Origin of the sequence: Streptomyces sp. yr375 (genome assembly GCF_900110755.1) — a bacterium.
Taxonomy (GTDB): Bacteria; Actinomycetota; Actinomycetes; order Streptomycetales; family Streptomycetaceae; genus Streptomyces.
In genome coordinates, this window is record NZ_FOFF01000001.1 from 205,645 (window position 1) to 232,069 (window position 26,425).

Sequence of the window (26,425 nt, forward strand, 5' to 3'; positions counted from 1 at the left end):
CTGCCTCCAAACCTGAACGTGACTTTGTTTCAGGTTTACGCTACCTTCGCGCCCATGACCGCCTCAAGCTCGGCGCTGGGTCAGGAGCGGGCCGCCGTCGCGGACGCCTGCCGGCGTCTGGGGGCCGAAGGCCTCCTCATCGGCACGGCCGGGAACGTGAGCGTGCGCGTCGAGGACCGGGTCGCGATCACCGCGACCGGAGCGGTCCTCGCCCGGCTCACCCCGGACCAGGTGACCGTGGTCGACCTCGACGGGACGATCGTCGCCGGGACCCTGCGCCCGACCTCGGAACTGGACCTGCACCTCGGCGTCTACCGCCGCCACGGCACCGGCGCGGTCGTCCACACGCACGCCCCGATGGCCACCGCCGTCTCCTGCGTGCTAGACGAACTGCCCTGTATCCACTACCAGTTGCTCGCCCTCGGCGGCACCGTGCGGGTCGCCCCGTACGCCACCTTCGGCACCCCCGAACTCGCCGAGTCGGTGCTCACCGCGCTCGAGGGCCGCAGCGCCGCCCTCATGGCGAACCACGGCGCGCTCACCCACGGCACGACCCTCGACAAGGCCGTGGAGAACGCGCTGCTCCTCGAATGGGCCTGCGGGCTCTACCAGCGCGCCGCCGCCATGGGCCGCCCCCACTTCCTCGACGAACGGCAGCAACTCGCGGTGATCGAGGCCGCGATCGCCCGCGACTACGGAACCACCCACCCCGTTCCACCCGCGCAGGAGGAAACCCGATGAAGGTCTTCACGATGGGTGTGCATGTGCTCGACGTGCTGGTGCGGCCGGTCGAGGAGATACCCGAGGGGCAGGGCGCGACGCTCGTCGACGACATCCGGATGACCGCCGCCGGGACCGCGGGCGGCACCGCCCTCACCCTCGCCAAGCTGGGCGCGGAGGTGCGCAGCGCCGGCGCCATCGGCTCCGACCCGACCGGCGACATGCTGGTCCAACTGCTCGAACGGGCCGGTGTCGACACCGAGTTCCTGGTCCGCCGCAGCGACACCGCGACCTCCGCGAGCGTCCTGCCGATCCGGCCCAACGGGGACCGACCCTCGCTGCACCTGCTCGGCGCGAACATCACCTACGGCCTCGACGACGTCCCCTGGGACGCCCTCGCCGAAGCCACCCATCTGCACCTGGGCGGACCGGAGTTGATCGGCGTCGACGTCGCGACGCGCATCCTGTCGTACGCCAGGGAACACGGCGTCGTGACCTCCGTGGACCTGCTCGCCCCCGGTGTCCTCGGCAGCTTCGAGCAGGTGGCGGCGGCCCTGCCGTACATCGATCATCTGCTGCCCAACGAGGACCAGGTGCTCGGCTTCACCGGCGAGAGCGACCTGCTGACAGGAGCCCGCAAGCTGCTCGACGCCGGCGCGGGCGTCGTCGCCGTCACGCGCGGCGGCGAGGGCGCGCTCGTGGTGACGGCGGACGGCGCGGAACCGGTGCCCGCCTTCGTGATCGACGTCGTCGACACCACCGGGTGCGGCGACGCGTTCTCGGCGGGCTATCTGCGGGGCGTGAGCCTGGGCCGCACACCGGGCGACGCCGCCGTGCTCGGCAGCGCCGCCGCGGCGCTCGTCGCGCAGGGGCTCGGCAGCGACCACGGCGACTTCGACCTCACGGCCGCCGACACCTTCGCGGCAACAGCCAAGCCCCGCACCTGAGTTGACGATGGATCAGTTGTCGTTCGGGTGGCCTCAGTTGACCTTCGCGGGGACTTTGCGCGGCTCCGAGTGGTCGTGGAAGCCGCGGCCGGACTTCCGGCCGAGCAGTCCCGCCTCCACCATGCGCAGCAGCAGCGGCGGCGGGGCGTGCAGCGGGTCCTTGAAGTCCGCGTACATCGCCTCGGCGATGGCCGTGAGGGTGTCCAGGCCGATCAGATCGGCCAGGCTCAGCGGGCCCATCGGGTGGGCGCAGCCCAGGACCATGCCGGTGTCGATGTCCTCCGCCGAGGCGTGACCCGACTCCAGCATCCGGATCGCCGACAGGAGATACGGCACGAGCAGCGCGTTGACCACGAAGCCGGCCCGGTCCTGCGCCCGGATCACCTTCTTGCCCAGCACCTCCGTGACGAACTCCTCGGCCCGCACCTGAGTCTGAGGGGCCGTCAGCAGCGACGGCACGATCTCCACCAGCTCCAGCACCGGCACCGGGTTGAAGAAGTGCACGCCGATCACCTGGTGCGGGCGGGTGGTGGCCATGCCCAGCTTCATGATGGGCAGGGAGGAGGTGTTCGACGCGAGCAGCGCGTCCTCCCGGACGACGATCCGGTCGAGCTCGGTGAACAGCTCGCACTTCACCTTCTCGTCCTCCGTCGCCGCCTCCACCACCAGATCCCGGTCGGCGAAGTCCGTCAGATCGGCGGAGACCCGCACCCGGTTGAGCGCGGCCTCACGGTCCGCCCAGGAGAGCTTGCCGCGCCGTACGCCCCGGTCGAGCGAGCCGGCGATCCGGGCGTGACCGGCCTCGGCCGCGCCCGGGCTCACCTCGTGCACGACGACGTCCAGACCGGCCCGGGCGCAGACCTCGGCGATGCCCGCGCCCATCAGCCCGCAGCCGACGACCCCGACCCTGCGTATGTCCGCGCCCGGCCCGGTGCTCACCGGAACGCCGCCTGGCCCGTCAGGGACTGGCCGATCACCAGCGTGTGCATCTCGACCGTGCCCTCGTAGGTGAGGATCGACTCCAGGTTGTTGGCGTGCCGGATGACCGGGTACTCCAGCGAGATGCCGTTCGCGCCCATGATCGTGCGCGAGGTGCGGCAGATCTCCAGCGCCGTACGCGTGTTGTTGAGCTTGCCGTAGCTGACCTGCTCGGGCCGCAGCCCGCGGTCGTCCTTGATCCGGCCGAGGTGCAGCGCCAGCAGCGTGCCCTTGTTCAGTTCGAGGGACATGTCGGTCAACTTGGCCTGGGTGAGCTGGAATCCGCTGATCGGACGGCCGAACTGGACCCGGTCGCCGGCGTAGGACAGCGCCGTGCGGAAGGCGGAGCGCGCCGCGCCCATCGCACCCCACGCGATGCCGTACCGGGCCTCGTTGAGGCAGGACAGCGGACCGCGCAGCCCCCGCACCTCCGGCAGCACGGCCGTCGCCGGCAGCCGTACGGAGTCCAGGACCAGCTCGCTCGTCACCGACGCCCGCAGCGACATCTTGTGCTTGATGGCCGGCGCGGAGAAGCCGGGGGAGTCGGTGGGGACGACGAAGCCGCGGACGCCGTCGTCGGTGCGGGCCCAGACCACGGCGACGTCGGCGACCGAACCGTTCGTGATCCACATCTTGCGGCCGTCGAGGATCCAGTCGTCGCCGTCCCGGCGGGCCGCGGTGCGCATGCTGCCCGGGTCCGAGCCGGAGTCGGGCTCGGTGAGGCCGAAGCAGCCGATCGCGGTGCCCGCGGCCAGCCGCGGCAGCCACTCCTGCTTCTGCTCCTCGGAGCCGAAGGCGTGGATGGCGTACATCGCCAGCGAGCCCTGCACCGAGACCAGGGACCGCAGCCCCGAGTCGGACGCCTCCAGCTCCAGACAGGCGAGGCCGTAGTCGACCGCGCTCATCCCCGCGCAGCCGTAGCCCTCCAGGTGCATGCCCAGCAGGCCGAGTTCGCCGAGCTCCTTGGCGAGCCCGCGAATGTCGTCGATCTCCCCCCGCTCGAACCAGTCGGCGATGAACGGGTCGACGCGCCGGTCGCAGAAGGTGCGGACCGCGTCGCGTACGGCGCGCTCGTCCGGGGTGAGCAGGCTGTCGAGTTCGAGGAGGTCGAGGGGGTCGGCCGGGCGCCCGGCGTGCGGTGTGTGCATCGGTGTCTCCTTAGGTCTTCGCTCAAGTCTTCGCTGGGGTCAGGCCGTCGGGCTGATGACGAAGTTGCTGAAGCCGCCGTTGCGCTCGGCGATCCCGCCGATGGCGTCGTTGACCTGCTCCAGCGGGTACACGTGGTGCTCCAGCGGGCTCAGGTCCAGCAGGCCGGCCTCCGCCAGGTCGGCCATGGCCTGCCCCTCGCCGGCGGTGAACCAGGCGGAGCCGATCAGCCGCAGTTGCTGGTCCATCATCCGGTGGATGTCGATCGGCAGATCGCCGGCGACGGCGCCGATGTTGACGGCGATGCCGCCGCGCGCCATCGCCCGCATACCGGCCCGGAAGGTCTCGTGCGGGGCGCCCGGACCGAGGGCGTCGATGTAGATGTCGACGCCGTAGCCGTCGGTCTCCTGGTGGATCCACTCGTCGAGCGGGCCCTCGTCCAGGGAGTGCAGCCGCAGCCGGTCGCCGCCCGCCAGCTTGCCGACCTGCTCCAGCAGGGCCCGGTCGCGGCCGGTGCCGTAGACGTGGGTCAGGCCGAGGGCGGGTGCAAGGAGCGCGGCGCCGATGCCGAGGGTGCCGCTGATGCCGTTGATCAGGACCCGCTTGCCCGGGCCCGCCCCGGCCTTGCGCAGCGCCGAGTACATCGTGCCGAGGTAGCCGAAGCGGGCCGCGGCCTCGAAGGACAGCGAGTCCGGCAGCTTCACCAGGCTGTACGCCGGGGCGATCGTGTACTCGGCCAGGCCGCCCTGGTAGCGGTCGAGCAGCTTCAGCGCGGTCGGGGAGAAGCCGAAGTACCCGGCGAAGGCGTAACTGGCGCAGTTGATCGAGTCGTTGTCGCGGCACGAGCGGCAGGAGCCGCAGGAGCGGCCCGGGTTGACGTACACCCGGTCGCCGACCTCGAAGCCCTCGACGCCCTCGCCTATCTCCTCGACGACGCCGGCCGGGTCCAGGCCGAAGATCGCCGGCAGGGTGGGCAGCGGGCTGTGCGGGAACCAGGTGGTCCACATGTTCAGGATGTTGGCGAGGTTCGGGACGATGTTGACTGCGTGGACGGTCACGCGGACATCACCACGGCCGGGCACGGGAACGGGGAGTTCCTCGAGCTTCATCGGCTCTCCGACGTGGTGCATCCGCGCGGCTCGCATGGTCGCACTCATGGCGTCTCCTCAGGGAGGGGAGGGAGAGACGGCGCCGTCAGGGGGGCGCGGTCTCGGGGGTGAGTGGGGGTGCCGGCGCCGGGTTCGCGCCGTCCTCGAGCGGTGAGGCGGTGTGGCGGTGAACGGGTGGAGCGGTGTGGCGGTGGAGCGGTGCGGCGGTGCGGGGGGTGTGCGGGTCAGTCGTCCAGCAGCGTCGTCAGCCGCGCGCGCTGCAGTTTTCCGGTGGCCCCGCGCGGCAGTGCCGGCACGACGCACAGGCGTCGGGGCCATTTGTGCCGGGCCAGCCGGCCGTCCAGGTGACCGCGGACGTCCTCCAGGGTCGGGGCGCCGGCGTCGGTGACGAGGAAGGCGGTCACGACCTCGCCCCAGACCGGGTCCGGCGCCCCCGACACCGCGATCTCGACGGCGCCGGGGAAGTCGGCGAGGGCGTTCTCGACCTCGGCCGGGTCGACGTTCTCGCCGCCGGTGATGATGGTCTCCTTGAGCCGGCCGACGACCGTGAGGCGGCCCTCGTCGTCGAACCGTCCCCGGTCACCGCTGTGGAACCAGCCCTCGGCGTCGGTCGCGGGCACCGGCCCGGCGGCGGTCCAGTACCCGGACGCCACCGAAGGGCCGCGCACCCAGATCTCGCCGGTCATGTCCACGATCGTCAGCTCGACCCCGGGGACGGGGCGGCCCGTCGAGGTCGCCGCCTCGTCCGGCGCGGAGTACGTGACCCCCGCGCTGGTCTCGGTCAGCCCGTAGGAGTTGACCACGCCGATCCCGCGGGCCCGGAACTGCTCGCGGGTGGCGGTCTGGGCCGGTGAGCCGCCCGACAGGATCCACCGCAGGGTGCCCAGGTCGCCGCCGGTGAAGCGCGGGTGGCGGGCCAGCAGGGCGGACATCGCGGGGACGGCGAACGCGCAGGTCACCTTGTGGTCGCGGACCAGGTCGGCGAACAGGTCCGGGTCGAAGCGCGGAGCCAGCACGACCGTCCCGCGCCGCGCCCAGGTGCACTGCGGCAGCCCGCCCAGGACGGCGACGTGCGCCAGCGGGGTGGCGACCAGCGCGGTGTCGTCCGTGCCGAACGGCAACCCGGCCAGCCCGCCCGCCATGCTCCGGTCCAGGTTGTCGTGGGTGAGCGCGACGCCCTTGGGACGGCCGGACGTCCCGGACGTGAACGCGATCACCGCGACGTCCGAACCGGCCGGGAAAGCGCAGTCCGGAGCCTCGGGACCCTCGTCCTCGGGATGCAGGTCCGCCCAACTCAGCCGCAGGCCCGTGCCCGCCGGGAACCCCTCGTCGGCGACCACGGCCGTCGGAGTGGTCTCCTCGCACACGACGGCCAGCTCGCCGCCCGTGACCTGCGGGTGCAGCGGGACGAGGACGGCGCCCATGCGGGTCACCGCGAACAGCGTGATCAGCGCCTCGGGCCGGGCCGCGCCCTGCATCACCACCCGGTCGCCCGCCCGCACCCCGGACTTGTCGAGCCGGGCGACCGTGCGGCGGACCGCGAGGTCCAGCTCGGCGTAGCTCCAGGAGCGGTCCTCGAAGACGAGGGCGAGCCGGGAGCCCGCCTCGGCGGCGCTGGTCACGAGGTGCGCTCCGAACCAGGAAGCGGCGGTCATGCCCGCACCTCCGCGGCTCGCCGCGAGCGGGCGAGCCCGCCCAGCGTGGTGTCCGTCAGCTCGTCGGCCAGGACCGGTGTCTCCCGCTCCAGCAGCCGACGGGCCGCCAGATGCTCGGCGGGCCAGTCGAGCGTCTCGACGGCCACCAGCCGGCCGCCCCGGAAGGCGTACGCGGCGAGGCGCCCCGGAGCGTCGCCCGCGACCAGCCGGACGTCGTCGGAGGGCTCCCGCAGCCCGGCTATCTGCAGTTTTACGGCACCCTGGTCGCTCCAGAACCACGGCAGGTTCCCGTACGCGGCGGCGGGCTGCCCGGCAAGCCGGCGGCCGACCAGGGCTCCCTGGTCGGTGGCGTTCTGTACGGACTCCAGCCGGACCAGGCCCGGCGCGTGCGGGTGGGGGTTGCGGGCGCAGTCGCCGACGGCGGACACCCGCGGGTCGGTGACCGAGCGGAGCTGCTCGTCGACCAGCACACCGTCGTCGACGGCGAGGCCGGCGTCCCGCGCCAGCTCGTCGCGGGGGACCGCGCCGATGCCGTACACCACCAGGTCGGCGGGGAGGGTCCCGGCCGACGTCACGACCTGCCGGACCCGGTCCGTGCCCTCGATCGCCCGGACGGCGGTCCCGGTGCGGACGGTGACCCCGGACTCCTCGTGCCGCTGCCGCAGATGCTGCGCGACCTGCGGGGAGACGGCCCGGCCGAGCAGCCGGTCGGCGAGTTCGACGACGGTCACCCGTGCGCCGCGCGACCGGGCCACCTGGGCGAGTTCCAGCCCGATGAAGCCGCCGCCGATGACGACCACGTCCCGTGCCGTCGTCAGGGCCCGGCCGACGGCCAGGGCGTCGTCCAGCGAGCGCACGGCGTGCACGCCGGCCAGATCGGCGCCGGGGACGGGCAGCGGCCGGTTGCGGGCGCCGGTCGCCAGCACCAGGTGGGCGTAGGACACGCTCAGTCCGGCGCGGGTGTGGACGGTGCGGGCGGCGGTGTCCAGGGCGACCACGTCGTCACCGAGCCGCAACTCGATGTCCCGCTCGCCGTAGAAGGACTCCGGGACCAGCGAGACCCGCAGGTCGTCCGGCTCGGTGTGCGCCTTCTTGGACAACGGCGGCCGCTGGTACGGCAGATGGGGCTCGTCGGTGAACACGGTGACCGGGCCGTCGTAGCCGCCGGCGCGCAGCGCCGAGACGACGCTGAAGCCGGCCTGCCCGCCGCCGACCACCACGACGCCCGCCGCGCCGGGTCGGTCCGCGCTCATACCTGCTCCTCGGGCACGTGGACGAGCATCGGGTCGAGGGCGTCGGAGAGCCGGACCTGGCAACTGAGCCGGCTGGTGGGCCGGCGTTCGGCGGCGGTGAAGTCGAGCATCTCGTCCTCGACGTCGCCCGGCTCGCCCGCCAGTGCGGACTGGGCGTCGTCGAGATAGACGTGACAGGTGGCGCAGGAGGCGTTGCCGCCGCACTCGGCGACGATGCCTGCGACGCCGTTCGCGACGGCCGCCTGCATGAGCACGGTCCCCGGCGCGGCCGTGACCTTGCGTTCGGTCCCGTCGGGCAACTGGAAGATGACGGTGGGCATGGAGTCCTCCGGAAGGGGACGGCTCAGGCTGCTTGCCAGGTGACGTTCAGTGCGGTCGGCCCGCGGAACACCCAGCCCTCCAGGGGGCTCTCGGTGCCCGCTGCGAGGCGGAGCCCCTTGAGACGGCTGAAGACCAGGGGCCAGGCGACCGCGCTGACCTCGTGGCGCGCGACCCACGCGCCCATGCAGAAGTGCGGTCCGCCGCCGAAGGCGAGGTGCGGACGGTTCGGCCGGTCGAGATCGAACTCGTCGGCCCGCTCGAACACCGACTCGTCCCGGTTGCCCGAGGCGATGACGAGGCCGACGCGGCTGCCGGCCGGGAGGGTCAGCCCGGCGATCTCGTAGTCCCGGGTGAGCTGGCGCGGGTACATGCCGATCGGCGACACCCAGCGGGCCGTCTCCTCGAACACCCGCTTCCAGCTCGCCGGCTCCTTCAGGACCCGGTCCAGCACCTCGGGGCGGTTCAGCAGCGCCCAGGCGCCCACGCCGAAGACGTCACGCGGCTCGTTGACGCCTCCGCCGATGATGACCTTGACGTTGTTCTGGATCTCGGTGAGGTCCACCGGCTCGGCCGCGTGGACCATCGAGGAGATCACCGAACCGTCGGGCTCGCGCCGCGCGGCCTCGGCGGCCTCGGCGACCGCGTCGTCGATGGCCCCGGTGGCCCGCTCGGCGCGCAGCCAGATGTCGGGGTCGTCGGCGTAGTTGCTGTTGCCGGCCATCATGGCCCGCGACCAGTCGGCTATGTCCGTGGCGCTCGCCGTGTGCAGGCCCAGGACGAGGGCCAGGTTGGCGGCGGCGAGCGGCTCGGCGAAGTCGGCGATCAGGTCGGCCTCGCCGCGGCCGGCGATCCGGTCGAGCAGGTCGTGCGCGGTGCGCTCGAAGGCTCCTGCCCACAGGTCGCGGACCTGGCGCGGTCGGGTCGGCGGCTCGGCCGCGGAGCGCAGCCGCCGGTGGTTCGGGTCGTCCTCGCGGAGCATGTTCGGGCCGACCGTGCGCAGCAGCAGCGATCCCTGCTCGCGGGAGCTGAACACCTCGGGGAGCTTCTCCGCGTGGACGATGTCCTCGTACCGGGTGAGCAGGTGCCGGCCGACCGAGGGCACCCAGGCGAGCGGGGCGCGGGCGCGCAGCTCGGCGTAGGCGGGGTAGGGGTCGTGGCGGAGGTCGGCGAGGTCGAGGTCGACGACGGGCGCTCCGGGCGCCGCCGTCGTCACCGCGCTCACGGCTGTCATGCCGTGCCGCCCGCGCCGATCAGGACGAAGAAGACGGTGGCGGGCTCGGTGCCGTTGTTGCGCCAGGCGTGCCGGGTGCCGTTCTGCACGATCAGGTCGCCGGGCACCAGCAGGGCCGTCTCGCCGCCGTCGAGGTCGAGGACGATCTCGCCGCTGAGGACGACGCCGTAGTCGACGGTGGGCGTGGTGTGCATGCCGGGGTTGTCGGGCTCGAAGAGCTCGGCCAGGCCCGGGGCGCCCGCCAGTTGCTCGGCGCCCGCGGCGACCGGGTCCCAGGACGGGTCGGCGAAGACACTGGCCGGCGGGAAGGTGATGGTGAGGGCTATCGTCTCGCCCGGGGCGGGGACGTAGGACTCCAGCGCCTCGGTCGGGTCGGCCGACGCGACGGCGGGGGACGCCGTGTTCCACACCAGGGAGCGGGCGAAGCCGGGGGTGTGGGTGTACTGCAGGGTGACCGGCGGCTCGCCGTCACTGACGATCACGGGCTTGCCGCTCTGGCTGACACCGGTGACAACACGACGGACCATGATTCTCTCCCTTGAGAAACCAACCTACTGCGAGATACGTGACCTACTGTTAGATATTTGACGGTAAGGGTTCTAACTGTTTTCGACAGGTGCGCGACCCGGCCGCGGGTACGAGCCGGTGGGCTATGGGTCGTTGGGTCGGTTCCCGGGCCCGGTCACTCCGCGGGCGGGGTCTCCTGGTTGACCAGAGTACGCAGCAAATGCACCAATTCACTGAGTTGGTCGTCACGCAGTACGCCCGTCCAGGCGTGCTCGCGCTTCGTCTGGGCCGCGATGGCCAGCCGTAGCGTCTCGCGGCCCTCCGGTGTGAGTTCGACCACCAGTTGCCGGCGGTCGGTCTCGACCCGCTCGCGGGTCACGAGGCCGCGGCCCTCCAGCGTCGCGAGGGCGCTGGAGATGCTGGCCCGGGTGGATCCGGAGACCCGGCCGATGTCCTGCTGGCCGAGCGGACCGTACACCCACAGGGCGTTGAGGATCCGGAAGCCCGCCCAGGTCAGGCCCAGCGGCCGGTGGACGTGCTTCTCGAAGTCCTTCGTGAGCCGGGCTTCGAGGCGGGTGAGGTCGGTGACCATCTCGATCGCGTCGAGATTGCGGGGATCGGTCGTGCCCAGCTCACGGTGCTGGTGGCGCAGCAGCTCCGAGAACTCCCGGGTCCGTCGCGCGCCTGCGGTCTCCGGTTCACGCGCGGTGTCCGTCACGGTCTGTCACCCTTCCCTCTCCGGTCTCGCCGGTGTCAGCCGCCGACGACCGGATTGACCATAGTGCCCACACCCGTCACCTCGGTCCGCAGGACCTTGCCCTCGGTGAGGTACAGGCGCGGGGTGCGGCGGACGCCGCAGCCGGCCGGGGTGCCGGTGAAGATCAGGTCGCCGGGCTCGAACGTCACCCGCTTCGACAGCCAGGCGATCAGCTCGGGCACGCTGAAGATCAGGTCCGAGGTGCGGCCCCGCTGCACCTCGAGGTCGTCGACCCAGCCGGCCACCTCGATGTCGTCGGGGTCGGCGAACTCGTCGAGCGTCACCAGGTACGGGCCGATCGGGCTGAACGTGTCGTACGACTTCGGCAGCGTGAACTGGTTGATCGGCTTGCGCCACTGCTCCTTGCGGTCGCTGACGTCCTGGCCCGCGGTGACCCCGGCCACGTGCGACCAGGCGTCGGCCTCGGAGATGTTCTTGCCCTCCTTGCCGATGACGACCACCAGCTCGGCCTCGAAGTCGATCTTGTCGTACTGCGCCTCGACCACGATCGCGTCGTACGGGCCGACCACCGACGAGGCGAACTTCGCGAACACCGACGGTTCGTCCGGCACCGGCAGGCCCGACTCCTCGGCGTGCGCACGGTAGTTCAGGGCGACGCCGATGGCCTTGTACGGCTTGGCGACGCGGCCCAGGTCGGCCGGTGCGAACGGCTTCCAGTCCGCCTCCGCGGCCTGCTCGGCGAGGGCGCGCAGCTCGTCGTGGAGGGCGAGGTCGGAGAGCACTTCCAGGCGCGGCTCGATCGCTCCCTTGCTGGCGTCCGCGATGTCGAGGGCGCGGTCGTCCCGGACGACGACGGGGCGTCCGGCGAGGTTGGCGAGCTTCATGCGGCTTCTTCCTTCTGCTACTGGTCGACGGGTGCTACCGGTCGACGGGCTGGGGGAGCGGCAGGGCGAGGTCGCCCTCCACCTGGACGCCGAGCGTGTTGATGACGGTGGCGATGGTGAGGTACTGGCCGACGGTGTAGAGCACGTCGATGACCTGCTCGATGCTCAGGTGGTCGGTCAGCCGGCCCCACAGCTCGTCGTCGACGCCCTGGCGGCCCAGGAGCGAGTCGGTGGCGGTGAGCAGCACCCGGTCGAGCTCGTCCAGCCCCGCCCAGTCGCCGTTCACGGCGGCCAGGATCGTGTCGTCGGCGAGCCCGGCGCGGCGGGCGATCCGCACGTGCTGGTCCCACTCGTACGCGGCCTGCGCCCGGGCCGCGATCCGCAGGATCATCAGCTCCCGGGACGCCAGCGGCAGGGTGTTCTTCCCCAGTACGTGGTTGCCGAAGACGACGAAACGGCGCAGTGCGTCCTCGTGGTGCGCCAGGGTCGCCCAGATCGTGTAGATCCGGCCGTCCTGATCGCGGTACGGCGCCAGTGACGCCAGTGTCTTCTCGTGCAGCTCGCTCTCGTCGCGTGGCAGCACGCGGGCCTTCCCGGGCACTTCTGCCGGCATCGGGACCTCCTCGGCTCGATGGCGTCAACGTATTCGTATGAGTCTTGACCGTCAAGGGTCTAACAAATATCGTCCTCGGCATGACGATCCAGAGCCTTGGGTACGTGGGCATCGGTGCCCCCGACCCGACAGCATGGGCGGAGTACGCCCGCAACGTGATAGGCCTCGCGGTCGAGCCCGGGGGCTCCGAGGGCCCCGTGCGGTACCGGCTGCGGATGGACCAGCACCCCTTCCGCATGTGGCTGACCGAAGCCCCGACGGGTGGCGTGACGGTCATCGGGTGGGAGGTCCGCGACCCGGCGGCGATCGACGAGACGACGGTGCGCCTCAAAGAGGCCGGCGTCGACGTGTCGGTCGGCACCGACGAGGAGTGCCAGGACCGGCAGGTGGCCCGGATGGTGCACTTCACCGGCCCGCTCGGCATCCGCACCGAGCTGTTCTGCGGCCGCCGGCTGGCCTCCAGCCAGTTCGTGTCACCGCTCGGCGTCGACTTCGTGACCGGCGAGCAGGGGCTCGGGCACGTGGTGATGAAGACACCGCACGTGCAGGAGGCGGTGGACTTCTACTGCGACGTCCTGGGATTCCGGCTCAGCGACACCGCCGACTACCCCTGGGGCACCTTCCACTTCCTCGGCTGCAACCCGCGCCACCACAGCATCGCCTTCATCCGGTCGTACAAGAACGAGGGCACCCACCACATCCTGTGCGAGGTGACCAGCCCGGACGAGGTCGGCCGCGCCCTCGACCGCACCCGTGAGCACGACGTGAAACTCATGGCCACGCTCGGCAAGCACGCCAACGACGGGATGTTCTCCTTCTACATGCACTCGCCGGCCGGCTTCGGCATCGAGATCGGCGCGGGCGGCGTGCAGGTCGACGAGAGCACCTGGGTCAGCCGGGTCTACACCGCCGACATCTGGGGCCACCACCCGGCCGACTGACGGACCGGCCCGCCCCCCCGCCCCCCTTGCGCCCTCCGTCACTCCCGCGTCCTTCGACGAAAGCAGCCGCACTCATGCTCCAGAGTTATCTGCAGGACACCTGGGTCACCCCCACGGCCACCGCCGACGAACCGGCGGTCGACGTAAGCGACGCGGTCACCGGAGAGTTCGTCTGCCGGGTCTCCTCCGCGGGCCTCGACCTCGCCGGCGCGTTCGACCACGCCCGCCGGGTCGGCGGCCCCGCGCTGCGCGCCCTGACGTTCCACCAGCGCGCCGACCTCCTGGACGCCCTCGCCGCGGCCGTCCGCGCCCGCCGCGAGGAGCTCTACACCCTCTCCGCCCGCGCCGGCGCCACCCTGAACGACGCCCGGTACGACGTCGACGGCGGCATCCGCGTCCTGCGCGACTACGCCACCCGCGCCCGAGCCGAACTCCCCGACGCCCCGCACCTGGTGGAGGGCCCCGCCGAACGGCTCGCCCGGGGCGACGACTTCCTCGGCGCCCACCTGGTCACGCCCTCCCCGGGCCTGATGCTCCAGGTCAACGCCTTCAACTTCCCCGTGTGGGCGCCCCTGGAGAAGCTGGCGCAGTCCCTGCTCGCGGGGATGCCGAGCGTGGTGAAGGCGGCCACCCCGACCTCGTACCTCACCGAGCACCTGATCCGGATCGTGGCCGACGCCGGGGTCCTGCCGCCGGGGGCGCTGCAACTCGTCGTCGGCTCGGTGCGGCCGGCGCTCGGGCTGCTCGGCGAGCAGGACGTCCTGTCCTTCACCGGCTCCGCCGCCACCGCCGAGACCCTGCGCACGCATCCGAACGTGGTGGCCCGCTCGGTCCGCTTCAACGCGGAGGCGGACTCCGTCAACGCGATCGTGCTCGCCCCGGACGTCACCCCCGGCAGCCCCCTCTTCGACGCGTTCGTGCGCGAGGTGGTGACCGAGATGACGGTCAAGGCGGGCCAGAAGTGCACCGCGATCCGCCGGGTCCTGGTGCCCGGCGCCCACGAGTCCGCCGCCCTCGACGCGATCTCCGCCGCGCTGGCCGGCGTCGTCGTCGGCAACCCCGCCGCCGAGGGCGTCACGATGGGCGCGGTCGTCAGCCTCGCGCAGCGCGACGACATCCGACGGGCCGTGCGCAGGATCGCCGAGTCCGGCCGCTTCGTGCACGGCGACCCGGAGAAGGTGCGCGTCCTGGACGCCGACCCCGAGCGGGGCGCCTTCCTCGACACCCTCCTCGTCTCCGCCGACCCGGACGCCGCCGCACCCCACGAGGTCGAGCCGTTCGGCCCGGCGGCGACCGTCCTGGCCTACCGCGACACCGAGCACGGCGCGGACCTGGTGGCCCGCGGCCGCGGCAGCCTCGCCGCCTCCGTGGTCAGCGACGACCTCGCCTGGACGACCGCCTTCGTGCGGGAGGCGGCACCCTGGCACGGCCGCCTGCACCTGCTGGACTCGGCGAACATGGCACAGACCACGGGCCACGGCTCCCCCCTGCCGGCCCTGCGCCACGGCGGCCCCGGCCGGGCCGGCGGCGGCTCGGAGATGGCCGGCACCAGGGGAGTCCTGGACCTCATGCAGCGCACCGCCGTGCAGGGCTCGCGTCGAGTGCTGGACGCACTGAGCGGCGCGTAGCGCCCCCCGAGGAACAGACGCGCGAAGGCCGCCCCGTGGATCTGGGACCACGGGGCGGCCTCTCCATGTACACCTCACCCCGCAGGTGGTACGCCACGACCAGCCGGGCATGCGCACAGGCGCTGCCCACGGAGAAGGGACGTGGCATGAGCGAGGCTTCGGACACGGCGCTGCTGCTCGTACGGGTCGTACTCGGCGTGGTCATGGTGGTCCACGGCTGGAACCACTGGCGCGGCGGCGGGGGCATCACCGGCACCGCGCGCTGGTTCGGCGGCCTCGGTCTCACCCGCCCCCGCCTCCAGGCCTGGCTGAGCGTCCTCACCGAACTGGGCGCGGGCGCCCTGCTGTTGACCGGCTTCCTCACCCCGCTGGCCTGCGCGGCGGTGCTGTCCGTGATGCTGGTGGCCGGCCTCCTCGCCCACCGCCGCAACGGCTTCTTCGTCTTCAAGGAGGGCTACGAGTACGTCCTCGTCCTGGGCGTCCTCGCGGTGGCGCTGGGGGCATGGGGGCCGGGCAAGTGCGCGATCGACGAGGCGGCGGACATCGCCGTGACGGGATGGGCGGGTGCGGGAGTGGTGGTTGGGGTGGGGGTTGTCGCTACGGCTGGGTTGCTGGCGGTGTTCTGGCGTCCGCGGAGGGCTAGTTGAGGAACCCGGTTCACCGCCAGGTCAGTTGGGGGTGGGAGGCGTCGACCCCGATGATCCGGGGGTCGAAGCGCGTGAATCCGTTGAGGCGGACGCGCAGGTGGGGAACGCGTTCAAGTCCCTTCAGGTCCACACATGTCTCGCGGCCGGGCAGCGACAAGAGCGTAAGCCGAACCAGGGAAGGAAACGCCGACAACAACTGTGAGAGGACGACGCGCTTCTCCTGAGCGTCGCCGAGGAGCAGGAACAGGTGGGTCACCCCGGGGTGTACGGGTGTCGGCAACAGCGCGTAGTCCGAATGTGCTGTCAGGACCAGGTGGGTGAGCGCGGGGAGGGCGGCAAGCGCGTGCATCCCCACCTCGGCCTGATCGTAAAGGCCCAGATGGCTCAGGCTCGCCCAGCCGGCCGTGTGTACGGCCCAGTCGGTGGGGAGGCTGGCGAGGGACAGTTCTCGCAGGTGGGGAAGTGCAGGCAGAGCGAATCGTGTTTGGCCGGCGTACGGGCGGTACAAAGCAGTGGATCTGGGTGAATCATCGTCGAACAGTGCTCTGAGGGACACATCTGGACCTGTGGCGTTCAGGCTGGACAGACTCCGCGCGCTGTCCAGTGGAGCAAGCGACACGTCGCCCCAGAGCACGCGCCAGTCGAGGTACAGAGAATCGACGGCATGCTCGTTCGCGAAGGCGGCGATCGCGTCCATCGGAATGCGCCCTGCCACTCTGAGTTTGCCGACGCGGCCGATGACCCGCCCTTGGACGAGTTGTTGGGCGCGGCCGATCGGCAGGTCGCTGATGTTCAGACCGGAAAGTATCTCGTCGGCGAACTCCGGGCCGGGAAAGTCCATCCAGGCATCGGCGAGACGGGAGGACAGGGCTCTGCGCCGGTTGTCAGGGATGGCGGCGAGGAAGCGCAGGGCTTCAGGGCCGCCCATTGCCGTGGCCAGTCGGATGGCGCTGTAGGACGCGACGGATTCTTTCCAGTTGGCTACTCGCTGTAGTTCCACCAGCAGATCGGGTCCCACGGCCACGAACTGGCTCAAGCCGAGCACGGTCTGCGAGTAAGAGCTGTTGGCCCAGAAGGACTTGGCAACCCCCGAGACCAGCGCCCGCCGGTCGTCCTCGGACATCTGCACCGCGTACGGAATACACGCGGCCGCCGCCATCCGCATCCGATCCTTCTGCTTCCGGTTCGTCATCAGCCGCAGCTTCTTGCGGAACTGTGAGACGAACTCATGGGTGTCGGCCAGACTGCACTGGCTCATGGCGAAGCGCAGGATGTCGTCCCAGCTCTCGTCCCCGGCGTGGCCGGCGAGTTGGCCGAAGGCGCGCTGGGCGACCATGTCGGTGGCCGCGAGGTAGTCCTGGAAGGTGCGGTGGCTGAAGCGCAGGGTGTCTTCGGCGGGCGCGACGAGCAGCCCGCTCCGCTCGTGCAGGGCCTTGCGGATCTCCTCGGGAGTGTGGGTGCCGGCTTCGTGGCCGAGGCTGCGCAGCCGCTCCCGGACCTTGTCGTCGAAGCGGTCGAGGGTGATTTCCCGTTCGCCCTCGGTCGTCAAATATCCGGCCACCCAGGACAGGATCGCGCGCCGCTGATCCACGTCCACCTCGGGCAGCGGGTCCGGAACCTTGCGGTCCGCGTCGCGCAGGCCGAGCATCATGTCGACGGTCTTGGCGTACAACTCCTGCCGGAAACGCGGCAGTCGGGCACCGTGCACCTCGTGGAGCTTGCACAGGACGGCGCACAACAAGGGGGTGGCGGCGAGTGTCGAGAGGTCGTGGGATTCGTCGATGCGCCTGATCAGCTTGGCTTCGAGCTCGGTAAGCCGGGTGATGCGGCGCTCGCGCTCCTCGTCGTCGAGGTGGGGGGCCGCGACGCCGAGCTTGGCGGCGGCATGCCACTTGTGGATGAGCTGGGCGCGCTGGTCCTTGTTGAGTTCCAGGAGTTTGAGCTCGACGAAGCCGAGCTTCGTGGGCGGGCTCCAGCGCAGCAGTGCCTCGGGCCGCCCGGTGACGATCACGGGCAGGTCGCGGAAGTCCCTCAGCAGTTTGTTGACCCAGTTCAGTACGCCGTCGCGGTGCGACTCCAGCACCTCGTCCAGTCCGTCGACGAGCAGGAGCGCCCGGTTCTGCTCCAGGACGCGGCGGAGCCACCCGTCCGGGGGCGGCGCGCCGGTGGCCATCCGGTTGAACCGGAGGAACTCCTCGGGTGCGGGCGGAACGCCGTCCCGCCCCTCCTCCTGCTTCCACCGGGGCGCGTACATGTCGCGCAGGCGGATGAGGAAGGGCACCCGGTGGTTGAACGGCTCCAGGGGGCCCTTGCAGGAGTTGCGTGCCATGGACACGGCCAGCCATTCGAGCAGCGTGGACTTGCCCGCCCCCGGATCGCCGCGCAGCAGAAGACGGGGGTTCTTCGGCAGCAACTGTTCCACCGGCCTCGACTGGTCGGTGGACGACAGCCCCAGGGTGGTCAGGCCGGCGTCGAGACTGACGTAGGCGTGCTCGATGCCGATGTCGTCGTCGAGGTGCCCGTGCCGGCCCAGGCCGAACAGCTCGATGTGCCCGTAGCGGCGGATCACGTCCTTGCGGTACGCGTCCAGGAACGCGGCGTCCCTGGCGTCCGCCTCGGTGAGCGGGACCGGCACCCGGAACACCGCGTCGGCCAGCGGCGAGGCCTCGAAGAACGCGCCGATCGGAGCGGCCTCCAGCCGGGAGTGCTGCCAGCCGACCGAGTCCCGCACGATGACGCCCACCAGCCAGCGCCCCGCGTGGAAGACCGGCGCTCCCGACATGCCGCTCCACGGCTTGGCGCCCTCCGGCGGATGACTCTCCACCTCGAGGGAGAGATAGCCGTGCCGGTCGGCGGTGTTCGGCGCGACTCGGAAGGCCGCCTCCAGCGGGGCGGCACCACTGGCAGGCCTCGTCATGACCCCCGGCAGACCGAGCGCCGAGCAGTCGCCGAACCGGGTGTCGGGCGCCAGATCGGCCATGTGCACCGGAGACAGGTCGCCGGGTTCGGCGAGATCCTCGGCCAGCAGCAGGAAGGCGACGTCGCTCCTGACGCTCACCACCTCGGCCGGACTGCTCACGAGCGTCGACAGGCGGCACACGCGCAACTCGTCCGGCGGTACGTCGGCGGCGACATGGCCGGCCGTCAGCACGAGGCGCGGGTTGAGCAGGTAGCCGCTGCCGCGCACCTGGTCACCGGCCGTGGTGACGGCGACCAGGTGGGCCCGGCTCGGGTGGCGAGGAGCGGTCACGGAACGAGACGGTGACCGGCGTCGGTGTTGCGGATCTCGGGACTCTCACCGGTCGAGGCCAGGATCGGGGTGAGGTTGAGCGTCACCCGGTGGGTCTGGGCGTTCGACCACTTGCCCTCGGCACCAACGGTGACGACCCAGGCCTTCACCCCGCCCTGGACGGTACGGTCCTGGGTCAGCGCCACGGAGAACTCCAGTTGGATCGGGCCGACCTGGAAACGTACGTCGGAGCCGGGGTCCGTGGCGGCTGCCTCGGTGATCTGGGTGCGCAGGGCCTGGACGGCCGAGACCAGGTCGATCGAGAGGGCCGGGTCGTCGTCGGGCGGGTTCGCCATGGTGGGTCAACTCCCTTGATGCTCAAGCGTCATGAAGTTCGGCGCTGCCCGACATCATGCTGCACGCCACCCCCTCCGAGCAGGCGGATCCGGCATTTCGCCGCCCCGGCGACCGACGACCTGTGATCCTCGCCTTCTGTCGACCGACCCGCCCGGCACCCCGCCCGGCACCCCGCCCCGCACCCGCCCCGCACCCGCCCCGCACCCGCTCGGTACCCACCTGGTGGACGCCCCCTTGACGGGCGCTGTGGGCGGATCGACACTCGATCCGGGAATCCTAGTGAACGGGTAGGGAAACAATGGGGCGCCAAGAGCCGGTCACCAGCCGAGTGAGCCGTACGGCGTGGTCGTCGCCCCTTCTCACCTCCCGCCGCCACATCGACCTACAGCGCGTGTGCAGCGCGATCCCCCTGGGCTGAGCCCAGGCCCGTTCCCGCGCCGCACCGGCCCCCCCCCGGTACCGCCCCCGGCCCCGCTTCGTCGGCGCGCGCGGACGAGCGCCACGCCCCCGGCTCTGGGCCCCGGCTTCCGGCCCCCGCCCCACCCGCCCGACGTCGCAACCGCCGCGCGCACGTCCTCCTTACGCAGCGCGCCCGCCCCCGGGGAGAGACATGTCCGTCACACCACTGGCCGCCGCCCACCCGTCCGCCCGGCCCGCCGCCGCCTTCCGGGGCCGGATCGGCCGGGACGCGCGCAGCGGCCACTACGCCGTGCCCGGCCGTTATCGCCTGCACCTGGCCACGGCCGACCCCGACTGTCTGCGCATCGCCGTCACCCACAGCCTCCTCGGCCTGGACCGGGCCTGCCCGGTCACCTTCCTGCCGGCCGTCCCGGACTGCCCCGACGGCGGCCACTCCGCGCTGCGCCCGCTCTACGACGCCAGCGCGCACCGCTACACCGGACCGGCCCTCGCGCCCGTGCTCAGCGACGACTGGTCGGGGCGCATCGTCAGCAGCCACGGCCCCGACATCGCCCGCGACCTGGCCCGGCGGTTCGGCGGCGGACGGGTCGTGCTGTACCCGTGCGGCGCGGAGTCGCAGATCGAGGCCGTCGAGCGGATGTGCGCGCAGGGCATCGAGGAGGCCGCGCAGCGCGCCGGAGCGGCCGACGCGGGCGAGGCGGAACGTGCCGCCGCGCTCGACACGCTGCTCACCACGCTCGGCGTGCTGGAGCGCGGGCTCGGCAGTCACGCCCATCTGATCAGCGATCAGATCACCGCCGCGGACGTCGAGTTGTGGGTCGCGCTGGTCCAACTCGACACCGTGCACCGCAATCACCTCGACGCGAGCGCCGTGCACCGCATCGCCGACCACCCCGCCCTGTGGGCCTACGCCCGCCGACTGGCCGCCCACCCCGCCTTCGGTGCCCACGTCGACCTGGACGCCATCGCCCGCCGCCACCACGCCCGTTGCCAGGGCCTGGAGGCCGCCGGCGCGGCGGTCCAGATCCTGGACTGGGCGACCCACACGACGGACGGAGCGGACCGGCGCTGACTCAGGCTGGTGCGTGCGGGTGGGAACACCTGAGCGGGCCGGGTCGTTGTGACTGATGACGAGAAGCATGAGGCGAGGCGCGACAGCGCGCCCGGAAGGGGGAGGTGGCGGACGTGACGCACATATTGCACGCCGTGCACCTGCACTCCCGGCCGCACATAGACCTCCAGCGCGTGGCCGCCGCGCTCTGTTGCTCCTGACCCGTTCCTCTCCGCCGCACCCCACCCCCTTGCCGCGGGTGGAGTGCGCCCTCGTACGGACCTTCAGGAAGGCACCCCCGTGTCCTCGACCTCCCCTTCTCCGACTCCCCTTTCTCCGACGTCCCCTTCTCCCCTCCATCTCGCCGTCGCTCTGGACGGTGCCGGCTGGCACCCCGCCTCCTGGCGTGAGCCCGTCGCCCGGCCCCGTGAGCTGTTCACCGCCGGATACTGGGCCGACCTGGTCGCCGAGGCCGAGCGCGGCCTGCTCGACTTCGTGACCATCGAGGACGGCCTCGGCCCGCAGTCCTCCCACCTCCTGGACCCGGACGACCGCACCGACCAGGTCCGGGGCCGCCTCGACGCCGTACTCATCGCCTCCCGCGTCGCCCCGCTGACCCGCCACATAGGGCTGGTGCCGACCGTGGTGGCCACGCACACAAAGCCGTTCCACCTCTCCAAGGCGATCGCCACCCTGGACTACGTGAGCACCGGCCGCGCGGGCCTGCGCGTGCAGATCACCGCCCGCCCCACCGAAGCGGCCCACTTCGGCCGCCGCGCGATCCCCGGCATCGAGGCCCTCGAAACCTTGTTGGACGAGGCCGCCGACTACGTCGAGGTCGTGCGCCGCCTCTGGGACAGTTGGGAGGACGACGCCGAGATCCGGGACGTGGCCACGGGCCGCTTCATCGACCGCGACAAGCTCCACTACATCGACTTCGAGGGCCGCCACTTCAGCGTCAAGGGCCCCTCCATCACCCCGCGCCCGCCGCAGGGCCAGCCCCTGGTGACCGCCCTCGCGCACGGCACGGACTCCTACCGCCTGCTGGCCCGCGCCGCCGACGTCGGCTTCGTCACCCCGCACGACACCGACCGGGCCCGGGCGATCGTCGCCGAGATCCGCGCCGAACAGGAGACGGCGGGCCGGGCCGCCGAGCCGCTGCACCTCTTCGGCGACCTGGTCGTCTTCCTCGACGACGACCCCGCCGAGGCCGCCGCCCGCCGCGACCGCCTCGACACCCTCGCCGGCGAGGAGTACACGAGCGACGCCCGGATATTCACCGGCACGCCCGCCCAACTCGCCGACCTGCTACAGGAGTTGCGGGCGGCCGGTCTGACCGGGTTCCGGCTGCGGCCCGCCGTCGCGGGCCATGACCTGCCGGCCATCACCCGGGGCCTCGTCCCCGAACTCCAGCGCCGCGACGCCTTCCGCCGCGCCTACGAGGCCGACACCCTGCGCGGGCTGCTCGGCCTGCCCCGCCCCGCCAACCGCTACGCCGCCGCGACGAACGCCTGAGCGGGAGGGAGCCCCACCATGAGCAAGCCGCCGAAGCAGATCCACCTGGCCGCGCACTTCCCGGGCGTCAACAACACCACCGTGTGGAGCGACCCGCGGGCCGGCAGCCACATCGAGTTCAGCTCCTTCGCCCACTTCGCGCGCACCGCCGAGCGCGCCAAGTTCGACTTCCTCTTCCTCGCCGAGGGACTTCGGCTGCGCGAACAGGGCGGTGCCATCTACGACTTGGACGTGGTCGGCCGCCCCGACACCTTCACGGTCCTCGCCGCCCTCGCCGCCGTCACCGAGCGCCTCGGCCTCACCGGCACCATCAACTCCACCTTCAACGAGCCCTACGAGGTGGCCCGCCAGTTCGCCAGCCTCGACCACCTCTCCGACGGCCGCTCCGCATGGAACGTCGTCACCTCCTGGGACGCCTTCACGGGCGAGAACTTCCGCCGCGGCGGCTACCTCCCGCAGGAGGAGCGCTACGCCCGCGCCAAGGAGTTCCTCGCCACCACCCACGAACTCTTCGACTCCTGGCGGGGCGACGAGATCCTCGCCGACCAGAGCACCGGCGCCTTCCTCGGCGACGCCAAGGCCGGGGCGTTCGTCCACGAGGGACGGCAGTTCGACATCCACGGCCGGTTCAACGTCCCGCGCAGCCCCCAGGGCCGCCCGGTGATCTTCCAGGCCGGCGACTCCGAAGAGGGCCGCGAGTTCGCCGCGTCCTCCGCCGACGCCATCTTCAGCCGGTACGCCCAGCTCGACGCCGGCCAGGCCTTCTACACCGACGTCAAGTCCCGCCTCGCCAGGTACGGCCGCCGCGCCGACCAGTTGCTGATCCTGCCCGCCGCCAGCTTCGTCCTGGGCGACACCGACGCCGAGGCCGAGGAGATCGCCAAGGACGTCCGCCGCAAGCAGGTCAGCGGCGCCACCGCCCTCAAGCACCTGGAGTTCGTCTGGAACCGTGACCTGTCCGGCTACGACCCGGACGGCCCGCTGCCCGCCATCGACCCGGACCCCGGCGAGCACCACATCGCCCGCGGTCGCGCCCAGGTCCGCATGTACCGCGATCCGCTGGCCACCGCCCGGGAGTGGCGGGAGCTGGCCGAGGCCAACCACTGGTCGATCCGCGACCTGGTCATCGAGACCGGCAACCGGCAGAACTTCGTCGGCAGCCCGGCGACCGTCGCCCGGACCATCAACGACTACGTGCAGGCTGACGCCGCCGACGGCTTCATCCTCGTCCCGCACATCACCCCGAGCGGCCTCGACGAGTTCGCCGACAAGGTCGTCCCCCTCCTCCAGGAACAGGGCGTCTTCCGCACCGAGTACGAGGGCACCACACTCCGCGACCACCTCGGCCTCACCCACCCCGACGCCCCCGGCACCGCCGAGCGCGCGGCATCCTGAAACAGTGCCGAGCACCCCCACGGCGCGGTGTGGCCGGGGACACGTCTCCCTCCCCCGAGGTGACGTGTCCCCGGCGCTTCCCCCGGCGTCGGACTGCGGTCCCTACCCGGCCGTACGGCTCACCAGCACATGACGGCCGTCTCGCCCGAACCCCAGCCGGAGTACAGGCGGACGCGGACGAAGTAGCGGCGGCCCCGCACGAGCCGGACCCTGATCGTGGCGTTGTGCGCGGTGCCCCCGTCGTCGTGCCCCGCGAGGAAGCGCGGCTCGCCGTCCCGCTCCTCGAAGACCACGGCCACCGAGTCGCACTCCCCGAAGGTGGCGAAGACGTACTCGCGGGTCTCCGGCGGCTCGACGGTGAAGTCGGCCTGCTCGCCCGGCCCCAGCGACAGCGGCACCGAACGGAACGGCAGCAGCGCGGGCGGTCGCGGCGCGTCCAGCGGCGGATACCAGCCGAGCACGAACTCCTTGTCCAGCGGCGACAGCGAGCCCGGCGGATGCACACCGCCGCGGAACTGCTCCGGCTCCAGGACCAGCCCCGCCGAGAAGGGGTACTCCATCACGGACTGCGGATCCCACACCGACCCGTTCACCTCGGCCGGGTCCAGCTTGCGCAGGATGTTGAAGTAAGTCCGGTCCCGGCTCCAGAAGTTGGGCGGGCCCGCCAGATCGGCGTACACGGCCTCGTCGTCCCAGTGCAGGCCGGCGAACGGGCTCTGGTGCTCGTGCTGCATGCCGAGCGCGTGCCCGATCTCGTGCAGGGCCGTCGCGCGCTCCCCGGGCGCGGTCAGGTCCCAGCCGAAGTTCATGGTGCGCTCGCCCCGGCCCGCCGACAGCGCGTCGCGGCCCACCGCCGACCAGGAGCCGTCACCCGACTGGAAGCCGATGCGCAGCTCCGCCTCCGAACGGTCGGCGACCTCGGCGAAGGACACCCCGATGCCCAGCTCCCGCCACTCGCGGAAACAGTCCCGCACGACGTCCCGCTGGTCCTCGCCGCCCACCCACGACACCCGCCGGGTGCCCCCGGAACCCGGCAGCGCGATGACCGATCCGGCGCCCTCGCCGTCGAAGAAGCAGTAGTGCAGCACGGTGCCGTTGACCCACATCCGCCGCCCGCCCAGCAGCGCGCCCAGCCGCTCGGCGGCCAGCCCCGGGGCGAACACGGGGGCCGACTGCTGGGCGAGCGAGCAGTAACGGGCGGTCATGGGCTCCAGGGTGGCGCGCCGAACCGTCCCGGGGCCTGAGTCGGGGGCTACTCAACTCGCCCTGTATCAGGCGTGAGTATGCCGACTCCCATAGACGTGACGACCTACGAACCCCGAGCCGCGACCCTGCGAGCGCCGTGGCCGTTCACCGGCCGCGACGAGGAACTGGACCTGGTCCGGCGCGCGTTGGCGGCCAGCCGGCCGGGCCTCGTGCTCACCGGACCGGCGGGCTGCGGCCGCACCCGCCTCGCCCTGGAGGCGGTGCGCGGCACGGACTGCGCACGGGTGGCCGGCACCCCGGAGACCAGCGGCATGCCCTTCGCCGCCTTCGCCCACCTGCTCCCGGCGGACGTCACCCTGCATTACGCCGTTCAACTCCTCGCCTCCGTACGGCTGTTGCTGGTCGACGACGCGCACCTGCTGGACGACGCCTCCGCCGCCCTGCTGCACCAACTGGCCGTCCAGGGCCGCACCCGGCTGCTCGTCCTCGTCACGGACGGCGCTCCCGCGCCCGGCGCCGTCTCCCGCCTGTGGACCGGCGAGCTGCTGCCCCGCCTGATGCTGGCACCCCTGCCCCACGAGGAGACCCGCCACCTCCTCACGGCCGGCGCCGACGGCCCCGTCGAGCCCATCACCGCCAACCGCGTCCTGCGGCTGTGCCGGGGCGACCTGCGCCTCCTGCGCGACCTGCTGGACGCGCTGCGCGAACAGGACCTGCTCACCCGGGGCGCGGACACCGACGCGTGGACGTGGCGCGGCCGGGTCCCGGTCACCCCGGCCCTGCGGGAACGCGCCGCCGCCGTCCTCGCCCGCGCCTGCCCCGACGAACGCGAGACCCTCGACCGCCTCGCCTTCGCCGAACCTCTGCCGCTGCCGGCGGACACCCTGGACCTGCGGATCCTCGAACACCTGGAGGCGGACGGCCTTCTCGACGTCACCGACGGCGACACCGGCACGACCGTCCGGCTGGCCCACCCGCTGCACGGCCCGGTGCTGCGCGCCGCCGCCGGCCGGCTGCGAGCGAGGCGGCTCACCGGCCGACGGCGGCCCACCGCACCCGCCCTCGACGCCGAGGCGGCCGAGCTGACCCACCGCATCGAGCGGGCCGACGTCCGCCTGACGCCCACGCCCGTGGGGGAGTGGCTCGTCGCGGAGGGGCAACCGGTACCGCCGTGGTACGCCGCCGTCCGCGCACGGTTCTCCCGGCTGCGCGGAGAACTGCGCGAGGCGGCGGCCTGGGCGCGCGAAGGCCTGGCCGGGGCCCCGCACGACCACGCCTGCCGCACCGAACTGGCCCTGGCCGCCGCCCAGTCGGGGGAGACCGGCGCCCTGGTCGACCCCCTCGCCGACCACCCCGGCACGGCCGCCTGGCTTCCCGCCGCCCGCGGCGACCTCGACACCGCCCGGAAGACACTCGACACCGACGACAGCACCGACACCATCGACACCTACGACGCCTGCGATACCGGCGCCGCCTACGACGCCGTACGCCTCGGCGCTCCCGAGCGGGCCGTGCGGCTGCTGCCGGCCGACGGGGTGTTCGCCCGGCACGCCCGGGCGCTCGCGCGGGGCGACGGACCCGCCCTGGACCTGGTGGCCGCCGAATTGGAGGAGCGCGGTTTCCTGCTCTTCGCGGCCGAGGCGCACGCGCAGGCCGCGTCGGCGCACCGCGACTCCAGCGCGGCCCGCACCGCCCGCACCCGTGCCGTCGCCCTGGCCCGGCGCTGCCAGGGCGCCCGTACCCCGGCCCTGTCCGGTCTGGTCCTCGGCGAACTCACCGCCCGCCAGCGGCAGATCGTCACCCTCGCCGCGGCCGGACTCAGCAACCGGCAGATCGCCGAACGCCTCACCCTGTCCGTCCGCACCGTCGGCAACCACCTCTACGGCGCCTACACCCGCCTCGGCGCCGGCGACCGCGAAGCCCTGCCGTGGCTGCTGGAGCAGCCAGCCTGAAC

General features: G+C 72.3%; 25 protein-coding genes. 11 read left to right on the forward strand and 14 right to left on the reverse strand.

Going from position 1 to position 26,425, the window contains the following annotated elements; translation table 11 throughout:
* Nucleotides 1-54 precede the first annotated feature (54 nt).
* Both BMZ82_RS00715 and BMZ82_RS00720 read left to right on the forward strand, forming a co-directional pair.
* The gene (locus tag BMZ82_RS00715; protein WP_093770485.1) at nucleotides 55-741 is read left to right on the forward strand and encodes a class II aldolase/adducin family protein; all 687 of its coding nucleotides are present in this window, start codon (nucleotides 55-57) and stop codon (nucleotides 739-741) included.
* Nucleotides 738-1,667 carry a carbohydrate kinase family protein gene (locus BMZ82_RS00720; RefSeq protein ID WP_093770487.1) on the forward strand — a complete coding sequence of 310 codons (930 nt, stop codon included), beginning with the start codon at nucleotides 738-740 and terminating at the stop codon, nucleotides 1,665-1,667. Before BMZ82_RS00715 ends, BMZ82_RS00720 begins: the two co-directional genes overlap by 4 nt.
* A gap of 33 nt (nucleotides 1,668-1,700) precedes the next feature.
* Here the strand turns inward: BMZ82_RS00720 and BMZ82_RS00725 are convergent, their stop codons facing one another.
* The 11 genes from BMZ82_RS00725 to BMZ82_RS00775 form a co-directional block, all read right to left on the reverse strand.
* Entirely contained in the window at nucleotides 1,701-2,606 is a 906-nt protein-coding gene (locus tag BMZ82_RS00725) for a 3-hydroxybutyryl-CoA dehydrogenase (RefSeq protein WP_256251698.1), read from the reverse strand.
* Nucleotides 2,603-3,793, reverse strand: coding sequence for an acyl-CoA dehydrogenase family protein (locus BMZ82_RS00730; protein ID WP_093770489.1), 1,191 nt, complete (start codon nucleotides 3,791-3,793; stop codon nucleotides 2,603-2,605). Before BMZ82_RS00730 ends, BMZ82_RS00725 begins: the two co-directional genes overlap by 4 nt.
* A gap of 39 nt (nucleotides 3,794-3,832) precedes the next feature.
* Nucleotides 3,833-4,948, reverse strand: coding sequence for an alcohol dehydrogenase catalytic domain-containing protein (locus BMZ82_RS00735; protein WP_093770491.1), 1,116 nt, complete (start codon nucleotides 4,946-4,948; stop codon nucleotides 3,833-3,835).
* Between the two features lie 176 nt (nucleotides 4,949-5,124).
* Nucleotides 5,125-6,555 (reverse strand): class I adenylate-forming enzyme family protein, encoded by a 1,431-nt coding sequence (locus BMZ82_RS00740; protein WP_093770493.1) that lies wholly within the window; start codon nucleotides 6,553-6,555, stop codon nucleotides 5,125-5,127.
* Nucleotides 6,552-7,808 (reverse strand): NAD(P)/FAD-dependent oxidoreductase, encoded by a 1,257-nt coding sequence (locus tag BMZ82_RS00745; RefSeq protein WP_093770495.1) that lies wholly within the window; start codon nucleotides 7,806-7,808, stop codon nucleotides 6,552-6,554. The genes BMZ82_RS00740 and BMZ82_RS00745 overlap by 4 nt, the downstream gene beginning before the upstream one ends.
* Nucleotides 7,805-8,128 carry a 2Fe-2S iron-sulfur cluster-binding protein gene (locus tag BMZ82_RS00750; protein ID WP_093770497.1) on the reverse strand — a complete coding sequence of 108 codons (324 nt, stop codon included), beginning with the start codon at nucleotides 8,126-8,128 and terminating at the stop codon, nucleotides 7,805-7,807. Before BMZ82_RS00750 ends, BMZ82_RS00745 begins: the two co-directional genes overlap by 4 nt.
* A gap of 23 nt (nucleotides 8,129-8,151) precedes the next feature.
* Nucleotides 8,152-9,360 (reverse strand): cytochrome P450, encoded by a 1,209-nt coding sequence (locus tag BMZ82_RS00755; protein WP_093770499.1) that lies wholly within the window; start codon nucleotides 9,358-9,360, stop codon nucleotides 8,152-8,154.
* A complete protein-coding gene (locus BMZ82_RS00760) occupies nucleotides 9,357-9,887 on the reverse strand; it encodes a cupin domain-containing protein (RefSeq protein ID WP_093770501.1) in 531 nt (176 codons plus the stop codon). Before BMZ82_RS00760 ends, BMZ82_RS00755 begins: the two co-directional genes overlap by 4 nt.
* A 155-nt stretch (nucleotides 9,888-10,042) precedes the next feature.
* A complete protein-coding gene (locus BMZ82_RS00765; RefSeq protein WP_256251699.1) occupies nucleotides 10,043-10,585 on the reverse strand; it encodes a MarR family winged helix-turn-helix transcriptional regulator in 543 nt (180 codons plus the stop codon).
* A gap of 35 nt (nucleotides 10,586-10,620) precedes the next feature.
* Nucleotides 10,621-11,469 carry a fumarylacetoacetate hydrolase family protein gene (locus tag BMZ82_RS00770; protein ID WP_093770503.1) on the reverse strand — a complete coding sequence of 283 codons (849 nt, stop codon included), beginning with the start codon at nucleotides 11,467-11,469 and terminating at the stop codon, nucleotides 10,621-10,623.
* A gap of 34 nt (nucleotides 11,470-11,503) precedes the next feature.
* Nucleotides 11,504-12,082 carry a carboxymuconolactone decarboxylase family protein gene (locus BMZ82_RS00775; protein ID WP_093770505.1) on the reverse strand — a complete coding sequence of 193 codons (579 nt, stop codon included), beginning with the start codon at nucleotides 12,080-12,082 and terminating at the stop codon, nucleotides 11,504-11,506.
* Between the two features lie 80 nt (nucleotides 12,083-12,162).
* On the opposite strand from BMZ82_RS00775, the gene BMZ82_RS00780 reads away from it, so the two are divergent.
* The 3 genes from BMZ82_RS00780 to BMZ82_RS00790 all read left to right on the forward strand — a co-directional run bounded on the left by BMZ82_RS00780 (nucleotide 12,163) and on the right by BMZ82_RS00790 (nucleotide 15,298).
* Nucleotides 12,163-13,023, forward strand: coding sequence for a VOC family protein (locus tag BMZ82_RS00780; protein ID WP_093770507.1), 861 nt, complete (start codon nucleotides 12,163-12,165; stop codon nucleotides 13,021-13,023).
* Between the two features lie 74 nt (nucleotides 13,024-13,097).
* Nucleotides 13,098-14,651, forward strand: coding sequence for a phenylacetic acid degradation bifunctional protein PaaZ (gene paaZ, locus BMZ82_RS00785; RefSeq protein ID WP_093770509.1), 1,554 nt, complete (start codon nucleotides 13,098-13,100; stop codon nucleotides 14,649-14,651).
* A gap of 146 nt (nucleotides 14,652-14,797) precedes the next feature.
* Complete coding sequence (locus BMZ82_RS00790; RefSeq protein WP_093770511.1) at nucleotides 14,798-15,298, forward strand: DoxX family protein; 501 nt, start codon at nucleotides 14,798-14,800, stop codon at nucleotides 15,296-15,298.
* A 10-nt stretch (nucleotides 15,299-15,308) separates the two neighbouring features.
* Here the strand turns inward: BMZ82_RS00790 and BMZ82_RS00795 are convergent, their stop codons facing one another.
* Together BMZ82_RS00795 and BMZ82_RS00800 are read right to left on the reverse strand one after the other, a co-directional pair.
* Entirely contained in the window at nucleotides 15,309-18,548 is a 3,240-nt protein-coding gene (locus tag BMZ82_RS00795; protein ID WP_093770513.1) for a serine protease, read from the reverse strand.
* Nucleotides 18,545-18,883: a trypco2 family protein gene (locus tag BMZ82_RS00800; protein WP_093770515.1), complete on the reverse strand. Its 339-nt coding sequence runs from the start codon at nucleotides 18,881-18,883 to the stop codon at nucleotides 18,545-18,547. The genes BMZ82_RS00795 and BMZ82_RS00800 overlap by 4 nt, the downstream gene beginning before the upstream one ends.
* A 299-nt stretch (nucleotides 18,884-19,182) precedes the next feature.
* On the opposite strand from BMZ82_RS00800, the gene BMZ82_RS42590 reads away from it, so the two are divergent.
* The 5 genes from BMZ82_RS42590 to BMZ82_RS00815 all read left to right on the forward strand — a co-directional run bounded on the left by BMZ82_RS42590 (nucleotide 19,183) and on the right by BMZ82_RS00815 (nucleotide 23,265).
* Entirely contained in the window at nucleotides 19,183-19,302 is a 120-nt protein-coding gene (locus BMZ82_RS42590; protein ID WP_329222829.1) for a putative leader peptide, read from the forward strand.
* Nucleotides 19,303-19,494: 192 nt separating this feature from the next.
* A complete protein-coding gene (locus BMZ82_RS00805) occupies nucleotides 19,495-20,376 on the forward strand; it encodes a glutathione S-transferase C-terminal domain-containing protein (protein WP_093770517.1) in 882 nt (293 codons plus the stop codon).
* A gap of 134 nt (nucleotides 20,377-20,510) precedes the next feature.
* Nucleotides 20,511-20,576 carry a putative leader peptide gene (locus BMZ82_RS42595; protein ID WP_371270931.1) on the forward strand — a complete coding sequence of 22 codons (66 nt, stop codon included), beginning with the start codon at nucleotides 20,511-20,513 and terminating at the stop codon, nucleotides 20,574-20,576.
* 79 nt (nucleotides 20,577-20,655) lie between these two features.
* On the forward strand, nucleotides 20,656-21,870 hold the full coding sequence (locus BMZ82_RS00810; RefSeq protein WP_093770519.1) for an LLM class flavin-dependent oxidoreductase: 1,215 nt from the start codon (nucleotides 20,656-20,658) through the stop codon (nucleotides 21,868-21,870).
* Nucleotides 21,871-21,888: 18 nt separating this feature from the next.
* Complete coding sequence (locus BMZ82_RS00815) at nucleotides 21,889-23,265, forward strand: NtaA/DmoA family FMN-dependent monooxygenase (protein WP_093770521.1); 1,377 nt, start codon at nucleotides 21,889-21,891, stop codon at nucleotides 23,263-23,265.
* A gap of 119 nt (nucleotides 23,266-23,384) precedes the next feature.
* Here the strand turns inward: BMZ82_RS00815 and BMZ82_RS00820 are convergent, their stop codons facing one another.
* Nucleotides 23,385-24,470, reverse strand: a complete 1,086-nt coding sequence (locus BMZ82_RS00820; protein WP_093770523.1) for a beta-glucuronidase AbsR1 — start codon at nucleotides 24,468-24,470, stop codon at nucleotides 23,385-23,387.
* 78 nt (nucleotides 24,471-24,548) lie between these two features.
* Here BMZ82_RS00820 and BMZ82_RS00825 point away from each other — a divergent pair, with 78 nt between their 5' ends.
* The gene (locus BMZ82_RS00825; protein WP_093770525.1) at nucleotides 24,549-26,423 is read left to right on the forward strand and encodes a LuxR family transcriptional regulator AbsR2; all 1,875 of its coding nucleotides are present in this window, start codon (nucleotides 24,549-24,551) and stop codon (nucleotides 26,421-26,423) included.
* Nucleotides 26,424-26,425 lie beyond the last annotated feature (2 nt).